Origin of the sequence: Xinfangfangia pollutisoli (genome assembly GCF_020179405.1) — a bacterium.
Taxonomy (GTDB): Bacteria; Pseudomonadota; Alphaproteobacteria; order Rhodobacterales; family Rhodobacteraceae; genus Pseudogemmobacter; species Pseudogemmobacter pollutisoli.
Genome location: NZ_JAICBZ010000017.1, coordinates 14,310 through 29,846, shown reverse-complemented (window position 1 = coordinate 29,846; position 15,537 = coordinate 14,310). Strand labels below are relative to the sequence as shown.

The following is a 15,537-nucleotide window of genomic DNA, read 5'->3' as shown; positions in this document are numbered from 1 at the left end:
CGGACCTTAGCGGAAGGTGTTTCGGCGAAACAGGGGCAAAGGACGGATTCCCTTTCGCGCGCCTTGGCTTATTCTGGCCGCTTCAAAGCGGAGCGTGAAATGGCCGATCTTCTGTGCGGACAGGTGCTGTCCTTTGCCGGTGACCCGTTCGATCAGGGCGAGGCGGCGGCGCGCCATCTGGCGCAGGGCGCGGTGCTGGTCGAGGCGGGCAAGATCGTGGCCATGGGCGAGGCCGCCGCCTTGCGCGCGGCACATCCGCAGGCGCGGGTGCATGACTATGGGCAGGCGCTGATCTCGGCCGGCTTTGTCGATGCGCATGTGCATTACCCGCAGACCGCGATCATCGCCTCCTGGGGCAAGCGGCTGATCGACTGGCTGAACCTTTACACGTTCCCCGAGGAAATGCGCTTTGCCGACCGCGCCTATGCCGATGAGATCGCGGCACGCTATCTGGATCTGATCGTCGCGCGCGGCACGACCACCGTCTGTTCCTATGCGACGATCCATCCCGAAAGCGTCGATGCGATCTTTACGGCGGCAAAATCGCGCGGCATGCGTCTTTACGCTGGCAAGACCTGCATGGACCGCAATGCGCCCGACGGGCTGCGCGACACGGCGAAAAGCGCCTATGACCAGTCCAAGCAGCTTTTGCAGAAATGGCATGGGCAGGACCGGCTGTCCTATGTCATCACCCCGCGCTTCTCGCCCACCTCGACACCCGAGCAGCTGGCGGCGCTGGGGGCGCTGTGGAAGGAAAACCCCGCCTGCCTGATGCAGACCCATCTGTCCGAACAGACCGATGAAATCGACTGGGTCCATTCGCTGCACCCGCAATCGCGCGACTATCTGGACACGTATGAGACCCAGGGGCTGCTGGGCGAAGGCGCGCTTTACGGCCATGCGATCCATCTGACCGCGCGCGAGAAGGCAAGGCTGATCGAGGCCGGGGCAAGCCTTGTGCATTGCCCGACCTCGAACATGTTCATCGGCTCGGGCCTGTTCGACATGGATCTGGCCCGGCATCTGCCGGTGGGCCTGGCCACCGATACCGGCGGCGGGTCGAATTTCTCGATGCTGCATACGATGGCCGCGGCCTATGAGGTGGCGCAGCTGCGCGGCCAGTCGCTGCACCCGGCGCAGCTGTGGTGGCTGGCGACCCAGGGCTCGGCCCGGGCGCTGCGCGCGCAGGACCGGATCGGCAATATCGCCCCGGGGATGGAGGCCGATCTGGTGGTGGTCGACCTGGCCTCGACCCCCGCGATCGAGCAGGCCACCCGAAGGGCCGAGACGGTCTGGCAGCAGATTTTTCCGACGATCATGATGGGCGACGACCGGGCGATCCGGGCGACCTGGGTAAACGGCACGCCGCTGCACGAAGCCTGAGCCGGGGGCGCCGCCAAAGCGCGGGGCCTGCCCGGCCCGATGGCACGCCAAAACTGAAACGGGCCGCGAAAGCGGCCCGTTTTCAATCAGTTCTGGCGGTCTTGGTGGAGCAGAGGGGGATCGAACCCCTGACCTCGTCATTGCGAACGACGCGCTCTCCCAACTGAGCTACTGCCCCAAAGACCGTGCGGGCTATCTGGCGCAGGCGCCCCGGCTTGTCAAGGCCCGGCAAGCGGCAAAACAGCGCCCGGGGGCGCGACTAATGCAGATGCTTTCGCACGAAGGCGGCGATATCGGCCGCCGGACGGGCGCCCGCCAGCCGCGCCACCTCGCGCCCGCCGCGATACAGGATCAGCGCCGGTATGCCGCGGATATTCGCCCGCATCGCCGGGGCGGAATGGTCTTCGGTGTTCAGCTTCATCAGCCGCGCCTGCCCGGTCAGCATCCGCGCCGCCTTGGCATATTCCGGCGCCATCATCCGGCAGGGGCCACACCAGGGCGCCCAGTAATCGACGACGACCGGCAAGCCGTCATTCGCGATCACCTTGTCATGGGTCCGGGCATCCAGCTCGGCCACCCCCCCATCCAGCAGCGGATCCCCGCAAGAGCCGCATTTCGGCCCCTGATCCAGCCGGTCCCGCGACACGCGGTTCGCTTGGCCGCAGGTGGCACAAACCAGCTTCACGCCTTCCATCATCTGGGTCATCTTGCACTCGCATTCCACTTGCCGAATATATCTGGCAGCACTGGCAGCATTACAAGGGGCGCGGGCCCCTTTTGGTCAGAGAAAATCCTCTTCCTCGCCCGAGACGTCAACGCCCAGCGCCTCAAGCCCGCTTTCCAGATTCTCACCCAGATGCGGCATGCCCATCAGGTAATCGGCGGTCGGGGTCGTGGCTTCGGCAAAGGCGGTCTCGACCGCTTCGGCGTAATCCTCGGGCTCGAAGGCGCCGCGGCCGACCCAGGCGATCGCGGTCAGATGCGCCTTCTCTTCGGCGTTCAACGCGTCGATGAACGCGTAAAGCTCGGCCGCGCCCGTCGTCTCCTCGCGGGCGAGATAGACGACATGAACAACCTTGCGGGGACTGATCTCGATCATGGCTTCCTCCTGAAGCGACAGGTTCGCCCGCCGCGCGCGCGGGCGCAAGGGGGCAAGTCCGCCGCGGCGGCGCCGATTTTTCGACGAAAAATCGCGCGGGCTCAGGCGGTCAGCGCGAAGGCCAGCCCATAGGCGGCCGCCCCCGCCAGCGTGGCCGTCACGACCGAGCGTCCGGGCAGGAAGGCCAGCACCGTCGCGGCGACGCCCGCGGCCAGCGGCAAGGCGTCGCGCGGCACCGGCCAAAGCTGCGGCAGGACCGAGGCGGTGAACAGCGTCGCAATCGCCGCCGGCCCGGTCGCGGCCAGAAACCGCGCCAGCGTCCCGCCCGGCGGCAGGTCGCGGCGCAGCAAAAGCACCGGCAGGGCCCGGAAGGCCCAGTTCGCCGCGCCGACGATCAGCGCCAGCAGGATCAGATCCGCGTTCATTTCCGCCCCAGCCCGACCAGCGCGCCCGCCAGCATGCCGGCCAGAATCCCCGCCGTGCCCGACCAGATCAGCGTGCCGGCCACCGTGGCCAGAACCGCCGCCGCCACGACCGGCAGCGCCGCGCGGTTCAGAACCGACAGCAGCAGCGCCAGGAACAGCGCCGACAGCATGAAGCCCAGCGCCGCATCCAGCGCCGGCCAGGCCTCAAGCGCGCCGCCCCCGGCCCAGGCGCCGGCCAGCGTGCCCAGAACCCAGGCCGCATAGGCGGCCAGGCCCAGCCCGAACATATAGGCCTCGGAGAAGCGCTGCCCGCGCGCCAGCGCGCCCAGCGCCTGGCCGAAGACCTCATCGGTCAGGCCCCAGGCCCAGGCCCAGGCAAAGCGCCGCCCGGCGCCGGGCCCGGCCTGTTTCATCAAGGCCGGACCATAGAGAAGGTGGCGCAGGTTCATCGCAACCAGCGTGGCCGCCGCGACCAGCAACGGCGCGCCGCCGGTGACCAGGGCCAGCGCCAGGAATTGCGAGGCCCCGGCATAGATCACCAGCGACAGCATCCCCGCCTCGGGCAGGCTGAGCCCCGCCTTGCCCGCCGCGACGCCAAACGAAAAGGCGATCGGCAGATAGCCCAGCACGATGGGCACGGCCGCCAGCAGCCCCGCGCGAAATCCCTGCCCGGGCTGCTGCTCCGCCATCTCTGCCCCCTGCCCCGCCAAAGGCCCGCCGCTCGGCGCGCCTGCGGCCCTTCCATCCCAAAGCGGGCGCCGGGTTGCAAGCCCCCGCCCCGCGCCCCCCGCGCGCAACGAAAGGGGCGCGGGTCATCGCTGCCCCCGCGCCCCCAACCTTACCCCCCGGCGACAGGCCGGCAGGCGCGACCGCGTGCCTATTCGGCCGCTTCGGCATAGCTTTCCACCGGCGGGCAGGTGCAGATCAGGTGCCGGTCGCCATGGACATTGTCGACCCGGCCCACCGGCGGCCAGTATTTGTCGACCCGGAAGCTGGCCGGCGGGAAGCAGCCCGCCTCGCGCGTGTACTTCCGGTTCCACTCGCCCACCAGCGCCGCCACCGTATGCGGCGCGTGGCGCAGCGGGCTGTCGGCGGCCGAAATCTCGCCCGCTTCCACCGCGGCAATCTCGGCCCGGATCGCCAGAAGGGCGGTGATGAAACGGTCGATCTCGGCCTTGGTTTCCGATTCCGTCGGCTCCACCATCAGCGTCCCCGCCACCGGCCAGGACATGGTCGGCGCGTGGAATCCGTTGTCGATCAGACGCTTGGCGATGTCGTCCACCGTCACGCCATGCTCGGCAAAGGGCCGCGTGTCGAGGATGCATTCATGCGCCACCCGGCCCTTGTTGCCCATGAACAGGATCGGATAGGCGCCCGACAGCCGCGCCGCGATGTAATTGGCGTTCAGGATCGCAACCCGCGTCGCCTGGGTCAGCCCCGCGCCGCCCATCATCAGGCAATAGGCCCAGCTGATCAGCAGGATCGAGGCCGAGCCATAGGGCGCGGCGCTGACCGGCCCGGCATCGGTGGCGCCCGCCGCCTCGGGATGGCCCGGCAGATGCGGCGCCAGATGGGCGCGCACCCCGATCGGGCCCATGCCCGGGCCGCCGCCGCCATGCGGGATGGCAAAGGTCTTGTGCAGGTTCAGGTGGCTGACATCGCCGCCAATCTCGCCCGGCTTCACCAGACCGACCAGCGCATTCATGTTGGCGCCGTCGATATAGACCTGCCCGCCATGATCATGGGTGATCTCGCAGACCCGCTTCACCGTCTCCTCGAAGACGCCATGGGTCGAGGGATAGGTGATCATGCAGGCCGCCAGCCGGTCGCCCGCCGCCGCCGCCTTGGCCGCGAAATCCTCAAGATCCACGTCGCCATTGGGCGCGGCCTTGACGACCACCACCTCCATCCCCGCCATCTGCGCCGAGGCCGGATTGGTGCCATGGGCCGAAACCGGGATCAGGCAGACCTTGCGATCATGGTCGCCCCGCGCGCGGTGATAGGCCAGGATCGTCATCAGCCCGGCATATTCGCCCTGCGCGCCCGAATTGGGCTGCATCGAGAAGGCATCGTAGCCGGTGATCTCGCACAGTTTCCGGGTCAGGTCGTCGATCGCCTCGGCATAGCCTGCGGCCTGATCCGGCGGCACGAAAGGATGCAGCGCGCCGAATTCCGGCCAGGTGATCGGCATCATCTCGGCCGCGGCGTTCAGCTTCATCGTGCAAGAGCCCAAGGGGATCATCGCCCGGTCCAGCGCCAGATCGCGATCCGACAGCCGGCGCATGTAGCGCATCATTTCCGACTCGGCCCGGTTCATGTGGAAGACCGGATGGGTCAGATAGGCACTGCTGCGCAGCATGGCTTCGGGAAAGCCCAGCGCCGCGCGATGCGGCGGCAGGCCGTGAATGCCGAAGGCGCGTAGCACCCGCGTCAGCACCCGTTCATCCGAGGTCTCGTCCAGCGAGATGCCGATCCGGTCATTGCCGATCTTGCGGAAGTTCAGCCCCTCGGCCCGCGCCGCGGCCAGAATGCCGGCCTGGCCCACGCCGACCTCGACCGTGATCGTGTCGAAAAACGCCTTGGGCGCCACTTTGGCACCGGCCGCCTTCAGCGCGCGCGCCAGCCGCTGGGTCAGGAAATGCACCCGCTCGGCAATGGCGCGCAGGCCCTTCGGCCCGTGGAAGACCGCATACATGCTGGCCATCACCGCCAAAAGCGCCTGCGCGGTGCAGACATTCGAGGTGGCCTTCTCGCGCCGGATATGCTGCTCGCGCGTTTGCAGCGCCAGACGATAGGCCTTGTTGCCATCGGCATCGACCGAGACGCCAACGATCCGCCCCGGCATCTGCCGCTTATGCGCATCCTTGACCGCCATGAAGGCGGCATGCGGGCCGCCATAGCCCAGCGGCACGCCAAAGCGCTGCGACGAGCCCACGGCAATATCGGCGCCCATCGCGCCCGGTTCCTTCAAGAGGCACAGGGCCAGAAGATCGGTCGCCATCACCGCAACCGCGCCCGCGCCATGCAAGGCGGCGATTTCCGCAGTGAAATCGCGGACATGGCCATAGCTGCCCGGATATTGGAAGATCGCGCCAAAGACCTGGGCCGGGTCCAGCGCCTCGATCCGGTCCTCGATGATCTCGATCCCCAAAGGCAGCGCCCTGGTGCGGATGACCGCGATGGTCTGCGGATGGCAGAAGCGGTCGACGAAGAAGGCCCTGGCCTTCGACTTCGCCACCCGCTGCGCCATGGCCATCGCTTCGGCCGCCGCCGTCGCCTCGTCCAGAAGCGAGGCATTGGCGACATCAAGCCCGGTCAGATCGCAGACCATGGTCTGGTAATTCAGCAGCGCCTCAAGCCGGCCTTGCGCGATTTCGGGCTGATAGGGCGTATAGGCCGTGTACCAGGCCGGGTTTTCCAGGATGTTGCGCTGGATCGCCGGCGGCGTGACCGTGCCGTAATAGCCCTGCCCGATCAGGCTGGTCATCACCCGGTTCTTCTTCGCCACCTCTTCCATCTTCGCCAGCAGCTCATGCTCGGACAAGGGCGCCCAGGACAGCGGGGTCTTCTGGCGGATCGCGGCGGGCACGGTCTGGTCGATCAGCGCCTCAAGCGAGGGCGCGCCCACCGCCTCCAGCATCTCGGCCATTTCCGAGGGCGAGGGTCCGATATGGCGGCGGTTGGCGAAATCATAGGGATTGTAGTCGGTTGGCGTGAAGGCCATGGCACACCTGTGAACGGGGTGAGGCAAATTCCTTGCAAGGAATCTGCAATTTTCTTCGAAGAAAATTGCCCGGAGTTTTCGAAACCTCCGGGCGCCTGCCGGCAAGGACGGCCGATCAGCCGATCAGCGCGGTATATTCGTCCTCGTCCATGAACTGGTCCAGCACCGCCAGATCGTCGAGCTTCATCTTGAAGAACCAGCCCGCGCCCAGCGGGTCTTCGTTCACCAGGGCCGGATTGTCGGACAGCGTCGCATTCACCGCGACGATCTCGCCATCGACCGGGGCCAGAATGTCGGACGCGGCCTTGACGCTTTCGATCACCACGATCTCGTCGCCTTCCGTGACCATGGTCCCGGTCTCGGGCAGTTCGACGAAGACCACATCGCCCAGGGCGGTGGCCGCATGTTCGGTGATGCCGACGACAACCAGGTCACCCTCGACCCGCAGCCATTCATGTTCCTTGGTGTATTTCATCACAGGGCCTCAGCGCTTGTAGGAGGTGGGATGGAAAGGCATGTCGCAGACCGTGACCGGAAGGCGCTTGCCGCGCAATTCGGCCTCGATCGCGGTGCCCGGGGCGGAAAGCCCGGCGGGCAGATAGGCCATGGCGATGGGCGCGCCGACCGAAGGGCCGAAGCCGCCGGAGGAAATCACCCCCGCCGCCGTGTCGTCGTGGAACAGCGCCGTGCCCTCGCGCATCGGCGCGCGGCCTTCGGGGCGCAGCCCCACGCGCTTGCGCGCCGGGCCCTCGGCCAGTTCGCGCAGGATCCGCGCCGCCCCCGGAAAGCCGCCTTCGCGCGCCCCGCCGGCGCGGCGAACCTTCTGGATCGCCCAGGCCAGGCCCGCCTCGACCGGGCTTGTCACCTGGTCCAGATCGTGGCCGTAAAGGCAAAGCCCCGCCTCCAGCCGCAGGCTGTCGCGGGCACCCAGGCCGATGGGCAGCACCTCGTCCATCGCCAGCAGGTCGCGGACGAAGGCCTCGGCCGCGGCATCGGGGACCGAGATCTCGAACCCGTCCTCGCCGGTATAGCCCGAGCGGCTGATCCACAGATCGCCGAAGACGCCGACATCCATGAAGCGCATCGCCGCCACGCCCGGCACCAGCCGGTCCAGCACCGCTTCGGCCGCCGGGCCCTGCAGCGCCAGAAGGCAGCGGTCGGTCACCGGCTGCACCTCGGCCACCTCGGCCAGGGCGGCCTGCATCAGCGCGATGTCCTGCGCCTTGCAGCCCGCGTTCACCACCACGAACAGATGATCGCCGCGATTGGCGAACATCAGATCGTCCAGCACGCCCCCCGCCTCATTGGTGAACAGCCCATAGCGCTGCCGGCCTTCCGGCAGCGAGGCCACATCGACCGGCATCATCGCCTCGAACCCCGCGACCAGCGCCGCCATATCGCCGCGCGGGCGCAGGATCACCTGGCCCATATGCGACACGTCGAACAGCCCCGCCGCCGCCCGCGTGTGCAGATGTTCCTTCATCACCCCGGCCGGATATTGCACCGGCATCTCATAGCCTGCGAAAGGCACCATGCGCCCGCCCAGCGCGACATGAAGGTCGTGCAAAGGCAGACGTTGAAGATCGGTCACACCGCTTCTCCCCGTTCCGGCCGGCTGACAGCCCGGCACCGCGCACGGCAGTTCCCCTGCCGCTCGGTGCCCCCTCTGTCCTTGCCCGTACCGGGCGCCTGAGATCGTTATCCCTTCGGCGGGCGCCTATGCGCCACTCTCCAGAGTTTCCGTGCCAGAACGGTCCTTGCGCCTGAGAGTTTACCGGGGCGGTTGCTCCTTCGGCACCGACGCTTGAGGGCGCCGGATTCTCCCGATCTGGTCTTCTCTGACTAGCAGCAGCCGCGGCGGGCCGGCAAGAGGAAATCGGAATGCGACGGTATGCAACGCATTTCCGACGCCGCCCCGCCCGGATACGCGCAGGCGGAAAGGAAAGCCCCGCAAGGCCCCCTTCATCTGTCCAAAAATATCCCGGGGTCCGGGGCAGCGCCCCGGGGCCTGACATTGTGTCAGAGGCTCGGGGTCAGAGGCCCGGACGTTTCTGCAAAAGCGGCATGACCTCGGCCATCTCGGGGCCCGCATCGCGGCCGGTCAGCGCCCGACGCAGCGGGCGGAACAGATCGCGCCCCTTGCGCCCGGTCGCGGCCTTGACGGCCGCCGTCCATTCGCCCCAGGTCGCGCGGGTCCAGGGTTGGGCCGGCAGCAGGGCCAGCGCCTGGGCCACGAAATCGCGGTCACCCTCGTCCACCAAGGGCTCGGCCCCGTCGCGGAACAGCGCCCACCAGCCCTCAAGATCGGCCAGGACGGTGATATTGCCCTTGGCGACGGCCCAGAAATCCTCGGCCAGATCCGCGGGCACGCCCAAAGCGGCGATCCGCGCCTGCACCTCGGCGAAGGGCAGGCCCTGCACATATTGACGCGTCAGCGGGAACAGGTTCTCGGGGTCGAATTCCGTGGGCGCGGTGCCGAAGCTTTCGACATCGAAGCCCGCCGCCAATTCGTCCAGCGAGCCCGCCAGTTCGACGGGCTTCGACGAGCCGAGCCGCGCCATCAGGCTCAGCAGCGCCATCGGCTCGACCCCCTGCGCCCGCAGATCGCGCAGCGACAGCGCGCCCAGCCGCTTCGACAGCTTCTCGCCGCCCGGGCCCGACAGCAGCGAATGGTGGGCAAAGCGCGGCGGCGTGCCGCCCAGCGCTTCCATGATCTGGATCTGCGTCGCGGTATTGGTCACGTGGTCGGCGCCGCGGACGATATGCGTGACCCCCATTTCCACATCGTCGACCGACGAGGCGAAAGTGTACAGAACCTGCCCATCGGCCCGGATCAGCACCGGGTCCGAGACCGAAGCCGCGTCGATCGAGATCGGGCCGATGATCCCGTCTTCCCATTCGATGCGATTCTGATGCAGCAGGAAGCGCCAATAGCCTTCCTTGCCCTCGGCCCGCGCCGCCGCCTTCTGATCGTCGCTCAGCCCATAGGAAGCGCGGTCATAGACCGGCGGGCGGCCCATGTTCAGCTGCTTCTTGCGCTTCAGATCCAGCTCGGCCGGCGTTTCGAAACATTCGTAGAACCGCCCCGCGCCCCGCAGTTCGTCCGCCGCCGCGCGATAGCGGTCATAGCGCAGCGATTGCCGCTCCAGCCGGTCCCAATGCAGGCCCAGCCAGTCCAGATCCTGCATCAGCGCGTCGATATATTCCTGTTTGGACCGTTCCTGGTCGGTATCGTCCAGCCGCAGGATGAAGGTCCCGCCGGCCTTGCGGGCGATCAGGTAATTCATCAGCGCGGTGCGCAGATTGCCGACATGGATATAGCCGGTCGGCGAAGGGGCGAAGCGGGTGGTGACGGCGGACGACATGAAAAGCTCCTCGGGGAACGCGCTTCTCCTGTCACAGGCCCGGGGCTTTGTCCAGTTTGGCCGCCCGCCGGGCCCGCGCGCCAGGGGAAGACCCGCCCTGCACGGCGCGCCCCTGCCGCGGCCCGCGACCGCCGGGGCCACCACGGCGCCTGCCCCCTTCCCCCGCCCGCGCCGCGGGGCTAGGCTTGGGCCATGACCAATCCCTCACCCGACGCCATTGCCCCTTCGCTGGACCTGATCGAACAGCTTGCCCGCGACACGGTCGCGAACCTGCCCGAACCCTGGCGCAGCCCCGCGACCCAGGTCGTGCTGCGGATCGAGGATTTCCCCTCGGACGAGATCCTGGAAGCCATGGGCCTGGAAGACCCGTTCGAGCTGACCGGCCTTTATGAAGGCGTGCCGATGACCGAGAAATCGGTGTCCGACCCGGCGCCGCGGCCGGATCTGGTCTGGATCTTCCGCCGGCCGATCCTGGATGAATGGGCCGAGCGTGGCGATGTCTCGATCGGCGATCTGGTGACGCATGTGGTGATCCACGAATTCGCCCATCACTTCGGCTGGTCCGATGACGATATCGGCGCGATCGACCCCTGGTGGGAATGACCGCACCAAGGCGCAACCCCGCTGCGCCCTGATGCACAGAAGCTGACGCCATGGTGATCCACGCGGCCGCCCCTCGGCGCTATCCTGTCTGCCTGACGCGACCCGACAGGAGGACTGACCGATGGATCTTTCCCGCCGCCAGGCGCTTGCCGGCGCTGCCGCCTTGCCTGCCATGGCCCTGACCGCCGCCCCCGCCCAGGCAAGGGCCGAGATGCAGGGCGCGGGCTTCGCCCCCTGGCACCGTTTCGTGCTGGGCAATGTCGAGGTGACCACGCTTCTGGCCGGCACACGGGCGCTGGACAAGCCGCAGGAAACCTTCGGGCTGAATGCCAGCGCCGAAGAATTTGCCGCCGCCTCGGCCGCGGCCTTCATTCCCACCGACCGCTCGCGGAATTTCTTCACCCCGGTCGTGGTCAATACCGGGACAGAACTGGTGCTGTTCGACACCGGCCTTGCGGCCGAGGGTACGCTGGCCGCCCTGACCTCGGCCGGGATCGCGCCCGAGGCGATCGACATCGTGGTGCTGACCCATATGCATGGCGACCATATCGGCGGGCTGATGGGCGCCGATGGCACCACGCCCACATTCGCCAATGCCCGCTATGTCGCCGGCGCGGTCGAACACAATCACTGGTCGGCCGCCGGCAATGAGGGCTTTGACCGCAATGTCCGTCCGCTGAACGAGCGGATGAGTTTCGTCGAAAACGGCGGCAGCCCGGCCGCGGGCCTCACCGCGATGGAGGCCTTCGGCCATTCGCCCGGCCATATGACCTATATGGTCGAAAGCGCGGGGCAGCGGCTGATGCTGACCGCCGACACCGCCAACCACTATGTCTGGTCGCTGGCCCATCCCGATTGGGAAGTGCGCTTCGATGCCGACAAGCCCGCGGCGGCGGCGGTGCGGCGGCGGATCTTCGGCATGATCGCGGCCGAGCGGATTCCCTTCATCGGCTATCACATGCCCTTCCCTGGCCTGGGTTTCGTCGAAACCGCCGGCGACGGGTTCCGCTACGTGCCGGCCAGCTATCAGATGATGCTGAACGGCTAGCCGGCCCGCCCGCGGGCTGGCCCGCCTGCGCGCGGGCCTGCCTCCGCCTTGGCCTGCCCCCGCCTTGGCCTGCCCCCGCCTTGGCCTGACAGGTCCGGCGGGCTTTCTTTCCATTGCCGCGGGTCTTTCCATTGCCCCTTGCGCCTCGTCCCGGCAGGATGGGGCCTGGCCGGACGCTCTGGCCGGACCAAGGCAAGGAAGCGGACCGCCAGATGACCGACAACGCCCCGATCCTGACGCTGACGCTGAACCCGGCGCTTGATATGGCAACCGAAGTGCCCGAGATGATCGCGGGCCAGAAGCTGCGCTGCACCCAGCCGCTGCTGGATCCGGGCGGCGGCGGGCTGAATGTCAGCCGCGCGATCCGGGCTTTGGGCGGCGACAGTCTGGCGCTGGTGGCGCTGTCGGGCCTGACCGGCGACCGGCTGGCCGGGCTGATCCGCCAGACCGGCGTCACCTTCCTGTCGATCCTGGGCCCGGGCGAAACCCGCATGTCGCTGTCGGTCGCCGAACAGGGCAGCGGCAAGCAATACCGCTTCATGCTGCCCGGTCCCGAATGGGCCGAGGCCGATCGCGACGGCGTCTTCACCCTGTTGCGCGCCACATCGCGGCCCGGCGGCATCTCGGTGATCTCGGGCAGCCAGCCGCCGGGGGTGCCGGCGGATTTCAACGCCCAGCTGGTCGAATCGATGCCCGGAAGCCGGGTGCTGCTGGACACGTCGGGGGCGCCCTTGCGGGTGGCGGTGACCCGGCCGATCCCGGATTTGGACATCCTGCGCATGGATGGCGAAGAGGCCGAAAGCCTGACCGGCCATGCGCTGGACAGCCGCAGCGACACGGCGGATTTCGCGCAATCCCTGGCGCGGCGCGGCGTGGCGCGCAAGGTGATCGTGGCGCGCGGGGCGGATGGCAATGTGCTGGCCACGGCCGAGCGGCGCATCTTCGTGCCGGCGCCGAAGGTCAAGGTCCGCTCGACCGTGGGGGCGGGCGACAGTTTCGTCGCGGCCTTCGTTCTGGCCATGGCGCGCGGCCAGGGCGATGGCGAGGCGCTGGCCCTGGGGGGCGCCGCCGCGGCGGCGGCGGTGATGACCGATGCGACCAAACTGTGCCGCCCGCAGGATGTGATGCGGCTTCTGCCCGATTGCGTCGTGGCCGAGATCTAGGCGCGGGCGCGGCGCCGCCCGGCGCGCCCTGCGGCGCTCTGTGCCATTTCGCACAACGCCCCTTGCTTTGCGCGGGAACCCGCCGCTATACGCACGATCATGACTGATACTCTGCCCCCCTGCCCCGAATGCCGTTCCACCTTCACCTATGCCTCGGGTGCGCTTCTGGCCTGCCCGGAATGCGGCCATGAATGGGCGCCGGGCGGCGACGCGGCCGACACGGCCGAGATCCGCGACAGCGTGGGCAATCTGCTGGCCGATGGCGACACGGTGACGGTGATCAAGGATCTGAAGCTGAAGGGCTCGTCCGGGGTGATCAAGGTCGGCACCAAGGTGCGCGGCATCCGCCTGGCCCCGGGCGAGGATCACGACATCGACTGCAAGATCGCCGGCATCGGCCAGATCGGGCTGAAGTCGCAATTCGTGAAGAAGGTTTCCGACTGACCTTGCCACGGGCCGCGCCCCGCAGGGTCGACCGGGCAAGGACAGCCCCTGCCCGGCTCTGGGGTCACCGCGTCAGTTGCAGGGTCGCGTTCGGGAAGGGATCGCCGGAATCGTCCTGCGCCCGCCGTGACACTTCGGTAAAGCCCAGCGCCCTGTAGAAGCGCATCGCCTGGTCATTGGCCAGATAGACTTCCAGCCGGAGCCGGCCCTTGCGCGCCAGCGCATCGGCGATCAGGGCGCGCCCGACCCCCTGGCCCTGCCAGGCGGGGGCGACGAACAGACCGCCGATGAAATGATCAAGCAGGCTGATGAAGCCGATCGGGGCGTCCTGCGCGCAGGCCACCCAGGTTTCCGCCTTGGGCAGATAGACCTCTTCAATCAGCCGGCGCTGCGTCTGCAGCTTGGGCGCACCGATAAACGGGTGCGCGATCAGCGAAGCTTCAAGCCACAGGGCCGAAAGCGGTTCAATATCCGTCGCCGCATCGAAGGGCCGGATCAGATGGGTTTGCGTCTCCATGTGAGACCTCCAGAGAAAACATGCAAAAAGGGCCGGCGCGATTTGCGCCGGGCGATGCCGCTAAGGGCGGATCAATCAAAGCCTCTGTGCATAACTCTCCGTCTGGACCACGGGGCATTTAGGCCGCGGCACCGGCCGGGTCAAGCCGGCGCCCGCCCTAGGGCGTGCCGCCTTCGGTCGGGGCGGCGGCGGGATCGGCCGGGGCTGCGGGAAGATCGGCGGGCGCGCCTTCGGGGGGCGCGGTCAGGATGCCGTCCTGCCAGATCCCCTCGGCCACCACGCCATTGGCATAGGTCAGCTTGCCTTGGCCCGCGCGTTTGCCGGCCTTGAACCCGCCCTCATAGACATCGCCCGAGGGGTAGCTGGCCTTGCCCTGGCCCTCGATCACCCCGGCCACCCAGTCGCCGGTGTAATGGAAGCCGTCGGGCATGGTCAGCTCGCCCGTGCCATGGCGCAGCCCGGCGCGGAACATGCCCTTGTAGACCGCCCCATCGGCATAGGTCGCCGTGCCCACGCCCTCGCGCTGGCCGGATTTCCAGTCGCCCTCGTAGGAATAGCCATCGGCATAGGTCATCTTGCCCTGACCTTCCGGCTCGGCCCCGGCGAAGCTGCCCTCATAGACCTGGCCATTGGCATAGACCGCCCGGCCCTTGCCCTCGATCACCCCGGCCTTCCAGCCGCCGGTATAGGTCGACCCGTCGGGATAGGTGATCGCGCCCTGCCCCTCGGCCAGATCGGCCTTCATCGCGCCGACATAGACCGAGCCGTCGGGATAGGTCACCGTGCCCGTGCCCTCCATCCGGCCCTCGACCCAGGAGCCTTCGTATTTGAACCCGTCCTTCGCGGTGAAGATGCCCTGGCCGTGGCGACGGTCGGCGCGATAATCGCCGTCATAGACATCGCCCGAGGCATGCAGCGTGCGGCCCTTGCCCTCGCGCTGGCCATTGACGAAGGCGCCTTCATAGACATCGCCATTGGGCTGGGTCAGCTTGCCCTGGCCGTTGATCTGCCCCTCGGCCCAGGCGCCGACATAGGTGGTGCCGTTCGGCATGATCAGCGTGCCGGTGCCCGCGCGCTGGTCGGCCACCATGCCGCCTTCGTAGCTGGCGCCATCGGGATAGATGATCTTGCCCTGGCCCTGTTTCTTGCCCGCGACCCAGTCGCCCTCGTAGCGATATCCGCCCTGGTTCTCCAACACGCCCTTGCCCTCGTGCTGGCCATTGACGAAAGCGCCGGTATAGACGGCACCGTTGGGATAGGTCGCAATGCCCTGGCCGGTCATCTTGCCCATCACCCAGTCGCCGTCATAGCTGCCGCCATCGGCGAAGGTGATCTTGCCCTTGCCCTGCGGCTGGCCCTTGTCGAAAGCCCCGGTATAGGTCGAGCCATTGGGATATTTGGCCGTGCCCTGGCCCTTGATCTCGCCCTCGACCCAGTCGCCCGAATAGGAATAGCCGTTCGGCAGCGTATAGGTGCCGGTGCCATGCTGGCGGCCATTGCGGAACGTGCCCTCATAGACCGAGCCGTCATCATATTGCTTGGTGATGATCTCGTCCTGAGCCCGGGCCGGGCCGGGCGCGGCAAGCGCCACCGCCAGGGCGGCGGCGGTCAGGGTTGCCGGGAAAAGCCGCATCGCGAAAGCCTCCGCTGTCGAATCCGGCCAAAGCCTATGCGGCGGGGCCCGTTCCTGTCCAGACGCGCCGGTCCGGCCGACAGGCGGGCTTTCGCCCGGCCGGGCTTGCGGCTAATGCTGGGCCTGCGGCAAG

Annotated in this window: 15 protein-coding genes, 1 tRNA gene and 2 riboswitches; of the genes, 5 read left to right on the top strand and 11 right to left on the bottom strand. The window is 67.9% G+C overall.

The features are described from left to right. Positions 1-99 precede the first annotated feature (99 nt). Positions 100-1,383: a guanine deaminase gene (guaD, locus tag K1Y73_RS07685; protein WP_225027648.1), complete on the top strand. Its 1,284-nt coding sequence runs from the start codon at positions 100-102 to the stop codon at positions 1,381-1,383. Between the two features lie 102 nt (positions 1,384-1,485). Here guaD and K1Y73_RS07680 read toward each other — a convergent pair. The 9 genes from K1Y73_RS07680 to gltX form a co-directional block, all read right to left on the bottom strand. Then, positions 1,486-1,561 (bottom strand) — tRNA-Ala (locus K1Y73_RS07680). Between the two features lie 81 nt (positions 1,562-1,642). Then, a complete protein-coding gene (trxC, locus tag K1Y73_RS07675; protein WP_318248227.1) occupies positions 1,643-2,089 on the bottom strand; it encodes a thioredoxin TrxC in 447 nt (148 codons plus the stop codon). A gap of 75 nt (positions 2,090-2,164) precedes the next feature. After that, the gene (locus K1Y73_RS07670) at positions 2,165-2,482 is read right to left on the bottom strand and encodes a DUF3775 domain-containing protein (RefSeq protein ID WP_225027646.1); all 318 of its coding nucleotides are present in this window, start codon (positions 2,480-2,482) and stop codon (positions 2,165-2,167) included. 101 nt (positions 2,483-2,583) lie between these two features. Then, the gene (locus K1Y73_RS07665) at positions 2,584-2,907 is read right to left on the bottom strand and encodes an AzlD domain-containing protein (RefSeq protein ID WP_225027644.1); all 324 of its coding nucleotides are present in this window, start codon (positions 2,905-2,907) and stop codon (positions 2,584-2,586) included. After that, positions 2,904-3,596 (bottom strand): AzlC family ABC transporter permease, encoded by a 693-nt coding sequence (locus K1Y73_RS07660; RefSeq protein WP_225027642.1) that lies wholly within the window; start codon positions 3,594-3,596, stop codon positions 2,904-2,906. The genes K1Y73_RS07665 and K1Y73_RS07660 overlap by 4 nt, the downstream gene beginning before the upstream one ends. Before the next feature lie 188 nt (positions 3,597-3,784). Beyond that, positions 3,785-6,631, bottom strand: a complete 2,847-nt coding sequence (gcvP, locus tag K1Y73_RS07655) for an aminomethyl-transferring glycine dehydrogenase (protein WP_225027641.1) — start codon at positions 6,629-6,631, stop codon at positions 3,785-3,787. A 115-nt stretch (positions 6,632-6,746) separates the two neighbouring features. Beyond that, positions 6,747-7,106: a glycine cleavage system protein GcvH gene (gene gcvH / locus K1Y73_RS07650; RefSeq protein WP_225027640.1), complete on the bottom strand. Its 360-nt coding sequence runs from the start codon at positions 7,104-7,106 to the stop codon at positions 6,747-6,749. A 9-nt stretch (positions 7,107-7,115) separates the two neighbouring features. After that, a complete protein-coding gene (gcvT, locus tag K1Y73_RS07645) occupies positions 7,116-8,165 on the bottom strand; it encodes a glycine cleavage system aminomethyltransferase GcvT (protein ID WP_404819067.1) in 1,050 nt (349 codons plus the stop codon). A 130-nt stretch (positions 8,166-8,295) separates the two neighbouring features. Continuing rightward, positions 8,296-8,368: riboswitch (glycine riboswitch) on the bottom strand. Positions 8,369-8,372: 4 nt separating this feature from the next. Beyond that, positions 8,373-8,467, bottom strand: a riboswitch (glycine riboswitch). 197 nt (positions 8,468-8,664) lie between these two features. Next, a complete protein-coding gene (gene gltX / locus K1Y73_RS07640; RefSeq protein ID WP_225027638.1) occupies positions 8,665-9,996 on the bottom strand; it encodes a glutamate--tRNA ligase in 1,332 nt (443 codons plus the stop codon). A 192-nt stretch (positions 9,997-10,188) separates the two neighbouring features. On the opposite strand from gltX, the gene K1Y73_RS07635 reads away from it, so the two are divergent. The 4 genes from K1Y73_RS07635 (at position 10,189) to K1Y73_RS07620 (ending at position 13,254) form a co-directional block, all read left to right on the top strand. Then, a complete protein-coding gene (locus K1Y73_RS07635; RefSeq protein WP_225027637.1) occupies positions 10,189-10,599 on the top strand; it encodes a metallopeptidase family protein in 411 nt (136 codons plus the stop codon). 121 nt (positions 10,600-10,720) lie between these two features. Continuing rightward, entirely contained in the window at positions 10,721-11,647 is a 927-nt protein-coding gene (locus K1Y73_RS07630; RefSeq protein ID WP_225027636.1) for an MBL fold metallo-hydrolase, read from the top strand. A 212-nt stretch (positions 11,648-11,859) separates the two neighbouring features. Further along, the gene (locus K1Y73_RS07625; protein WP_225027635.1) at positions 11,860-12,810 is read left to right on the top strand and encodes a 1-phosphofructokinase family hexose kinase; all 951 of its coding nucleotides are present in this window, start codon (positions 11,860-11,862) and stop codon (positions 12,808-12,810) included. Between the two features lie 99 nt (positions 12,811-12,909). Beyond that, a complete protein-coding gene (locus tag K1Y73_RS07620) occupies positions 12,910-13,254 on the top strand; it encodes a zinc ribbon domain-containing protein YjdM (protein WP_225027632.1) in 345 nt (114 codons plus the stop codon). A gap of 64 nt (positions 13,255-13,318) precedes the next feature. Here the strand turns inward: K1Y73_RS07620 and K1Y73_RS07615 are convergent, their stop codons facing one another. Further along, positions 13,319-13,771 (bottom strand): GNAT family N-acetyltransferase, encoded by a 453-nt coding sequence (locus K1Y73_RS07615; protein WP_225027631.1) that lies wholly within the window; start codon positions 13,769-13,771, stop codon positions 13,319-13,321. 157 nt (positions 13,772-13,928) lie between these two features. Further along, on the bottom strand, positions 13,929-15,404 hold the full coding sequence (locus tag K1Y73_RS07610) for an MORN repeat-containing protein (RefSeq protein WP_225027629.1): 1,476 nt from the start codon (positions 15,402-15,404) through the stop codon (positions 13,929-13,931). Positions 15,405-15,537: the final 133 nt, after the last annotated feature.

What these genes read in the sequence shown, in the direction of transcription:
- guaD (WP_225027648.1), top strand. Translation starts at nt 100, where the DNA reads ATGGCCGATCTTCTGTGCGGACAGGTGCTGTCCTTTGCCGGTGACCCG.
- trxC (WP_318248227.1), bottom strand. Translation starts at nt 2,089, where the DNA reads ATGACCCAGATGATGGAAGGCGTGAAGCTGGTTTGTGCCACCTGCGGC.
- K1Y73_RS07670 (WP_225027646.1), bottom strand. Translation starts at nt 2,482, where the DNA reads ATGATCGAGATCAGTCCCCGCAAGGTTGTTCATGTCGTCTATCTCGCC.
- K1Y73_RS07665 (WP_225027644.1), bottom strand. Translation starts at nt 2,907, where the DNA reads ATGAACGCGGATCTGATCCTGCTGGCGCTGATCGTCGGCGCGGCGAAC.
- K1Y73_RS07660 (WP_225027642.1), bottom strand. Translation starts at nt 3,596, where the DNA reads ATGGCGGAGCAGCAGCCCGGGCAGGGATTTCGCGCGGGGCTGCTGGCG.
- gcvP (WP_225027641.1), bottom strand. Translation starts at nt 6,631, where the DNA reads ATGGCCTTCACGCCAACCGACTACAATCCCTATGATTTCGCCAACCGC.
- gcvH (WP_225027640.1), bottom strand. Translation starts at nt 7,106, where the DNA reads ATGAAATACACCAAGGAACATGAATGGCTGCGGGTCGAGGGTGACCTG.
- gcvT (WP_404819067.1), bottom strand. Translation starts at nt 8,165, where the DNA reads ATGGTGCCTTTCGCAGGCTATGAGATGCCGGTGCAATATCCGGCCGGG.
- gltX (WP_225027638.1), bottom strand. Translation starts at nt 9,996, where the DNA reads ATGTCGTCCGCCGTCACCACCCGCTTCGCCCCTTCGCCGACCGGCTAT.
- K1Y73_RS07635 (WP_225027637.1), top strand. Translation starts at nt 10,189, where the DNA reads ATGACCAATCCCTCACCCGACGCCATTGCCCCTTCGCTGGACCTGATC.
- K1Y73_RS07630 (WP_225027636.1), top strand. Translation starts at nt 10,721, where the DNA reads ATGGATCTTTCCCGCCGCCAGGCGCTTGCCGGCGCTGCCGCCTTGCCT.
- K1Y73_RS07625 (WP_225027635.1), top strand. Translation starts at nt 11,860, where the DNA reads ATGACCGACAACGCCCCGATCCTGACGCTGACGCTGAACCCGGCGCTT.
- K1Y73_RS07620 (WP_225027632.1), top strand. Translation starts at nt 12,910, where the DNA reads ATGACTGATACTCTGCCCCCCTGCCCCGAATGCCGTTCCACCTTCACC.
- K1Y73_RS07615 (WP_225027631.1), bottom strand. Translation starts at nt 13,771, where the DNA reads ATGGAGACGCAAACCCATCTGATCCGGCCCTTCGATGCGGCGACGGAT.
- K1Y73_RS07610 (WP_225027629.1), bottom strand. Translation starts at nt 15,404, where the DNA reads ATGCGGCTTTTCCCGGCAACCCTGACCGCCGCCGCCCTGGCGGTGGCG.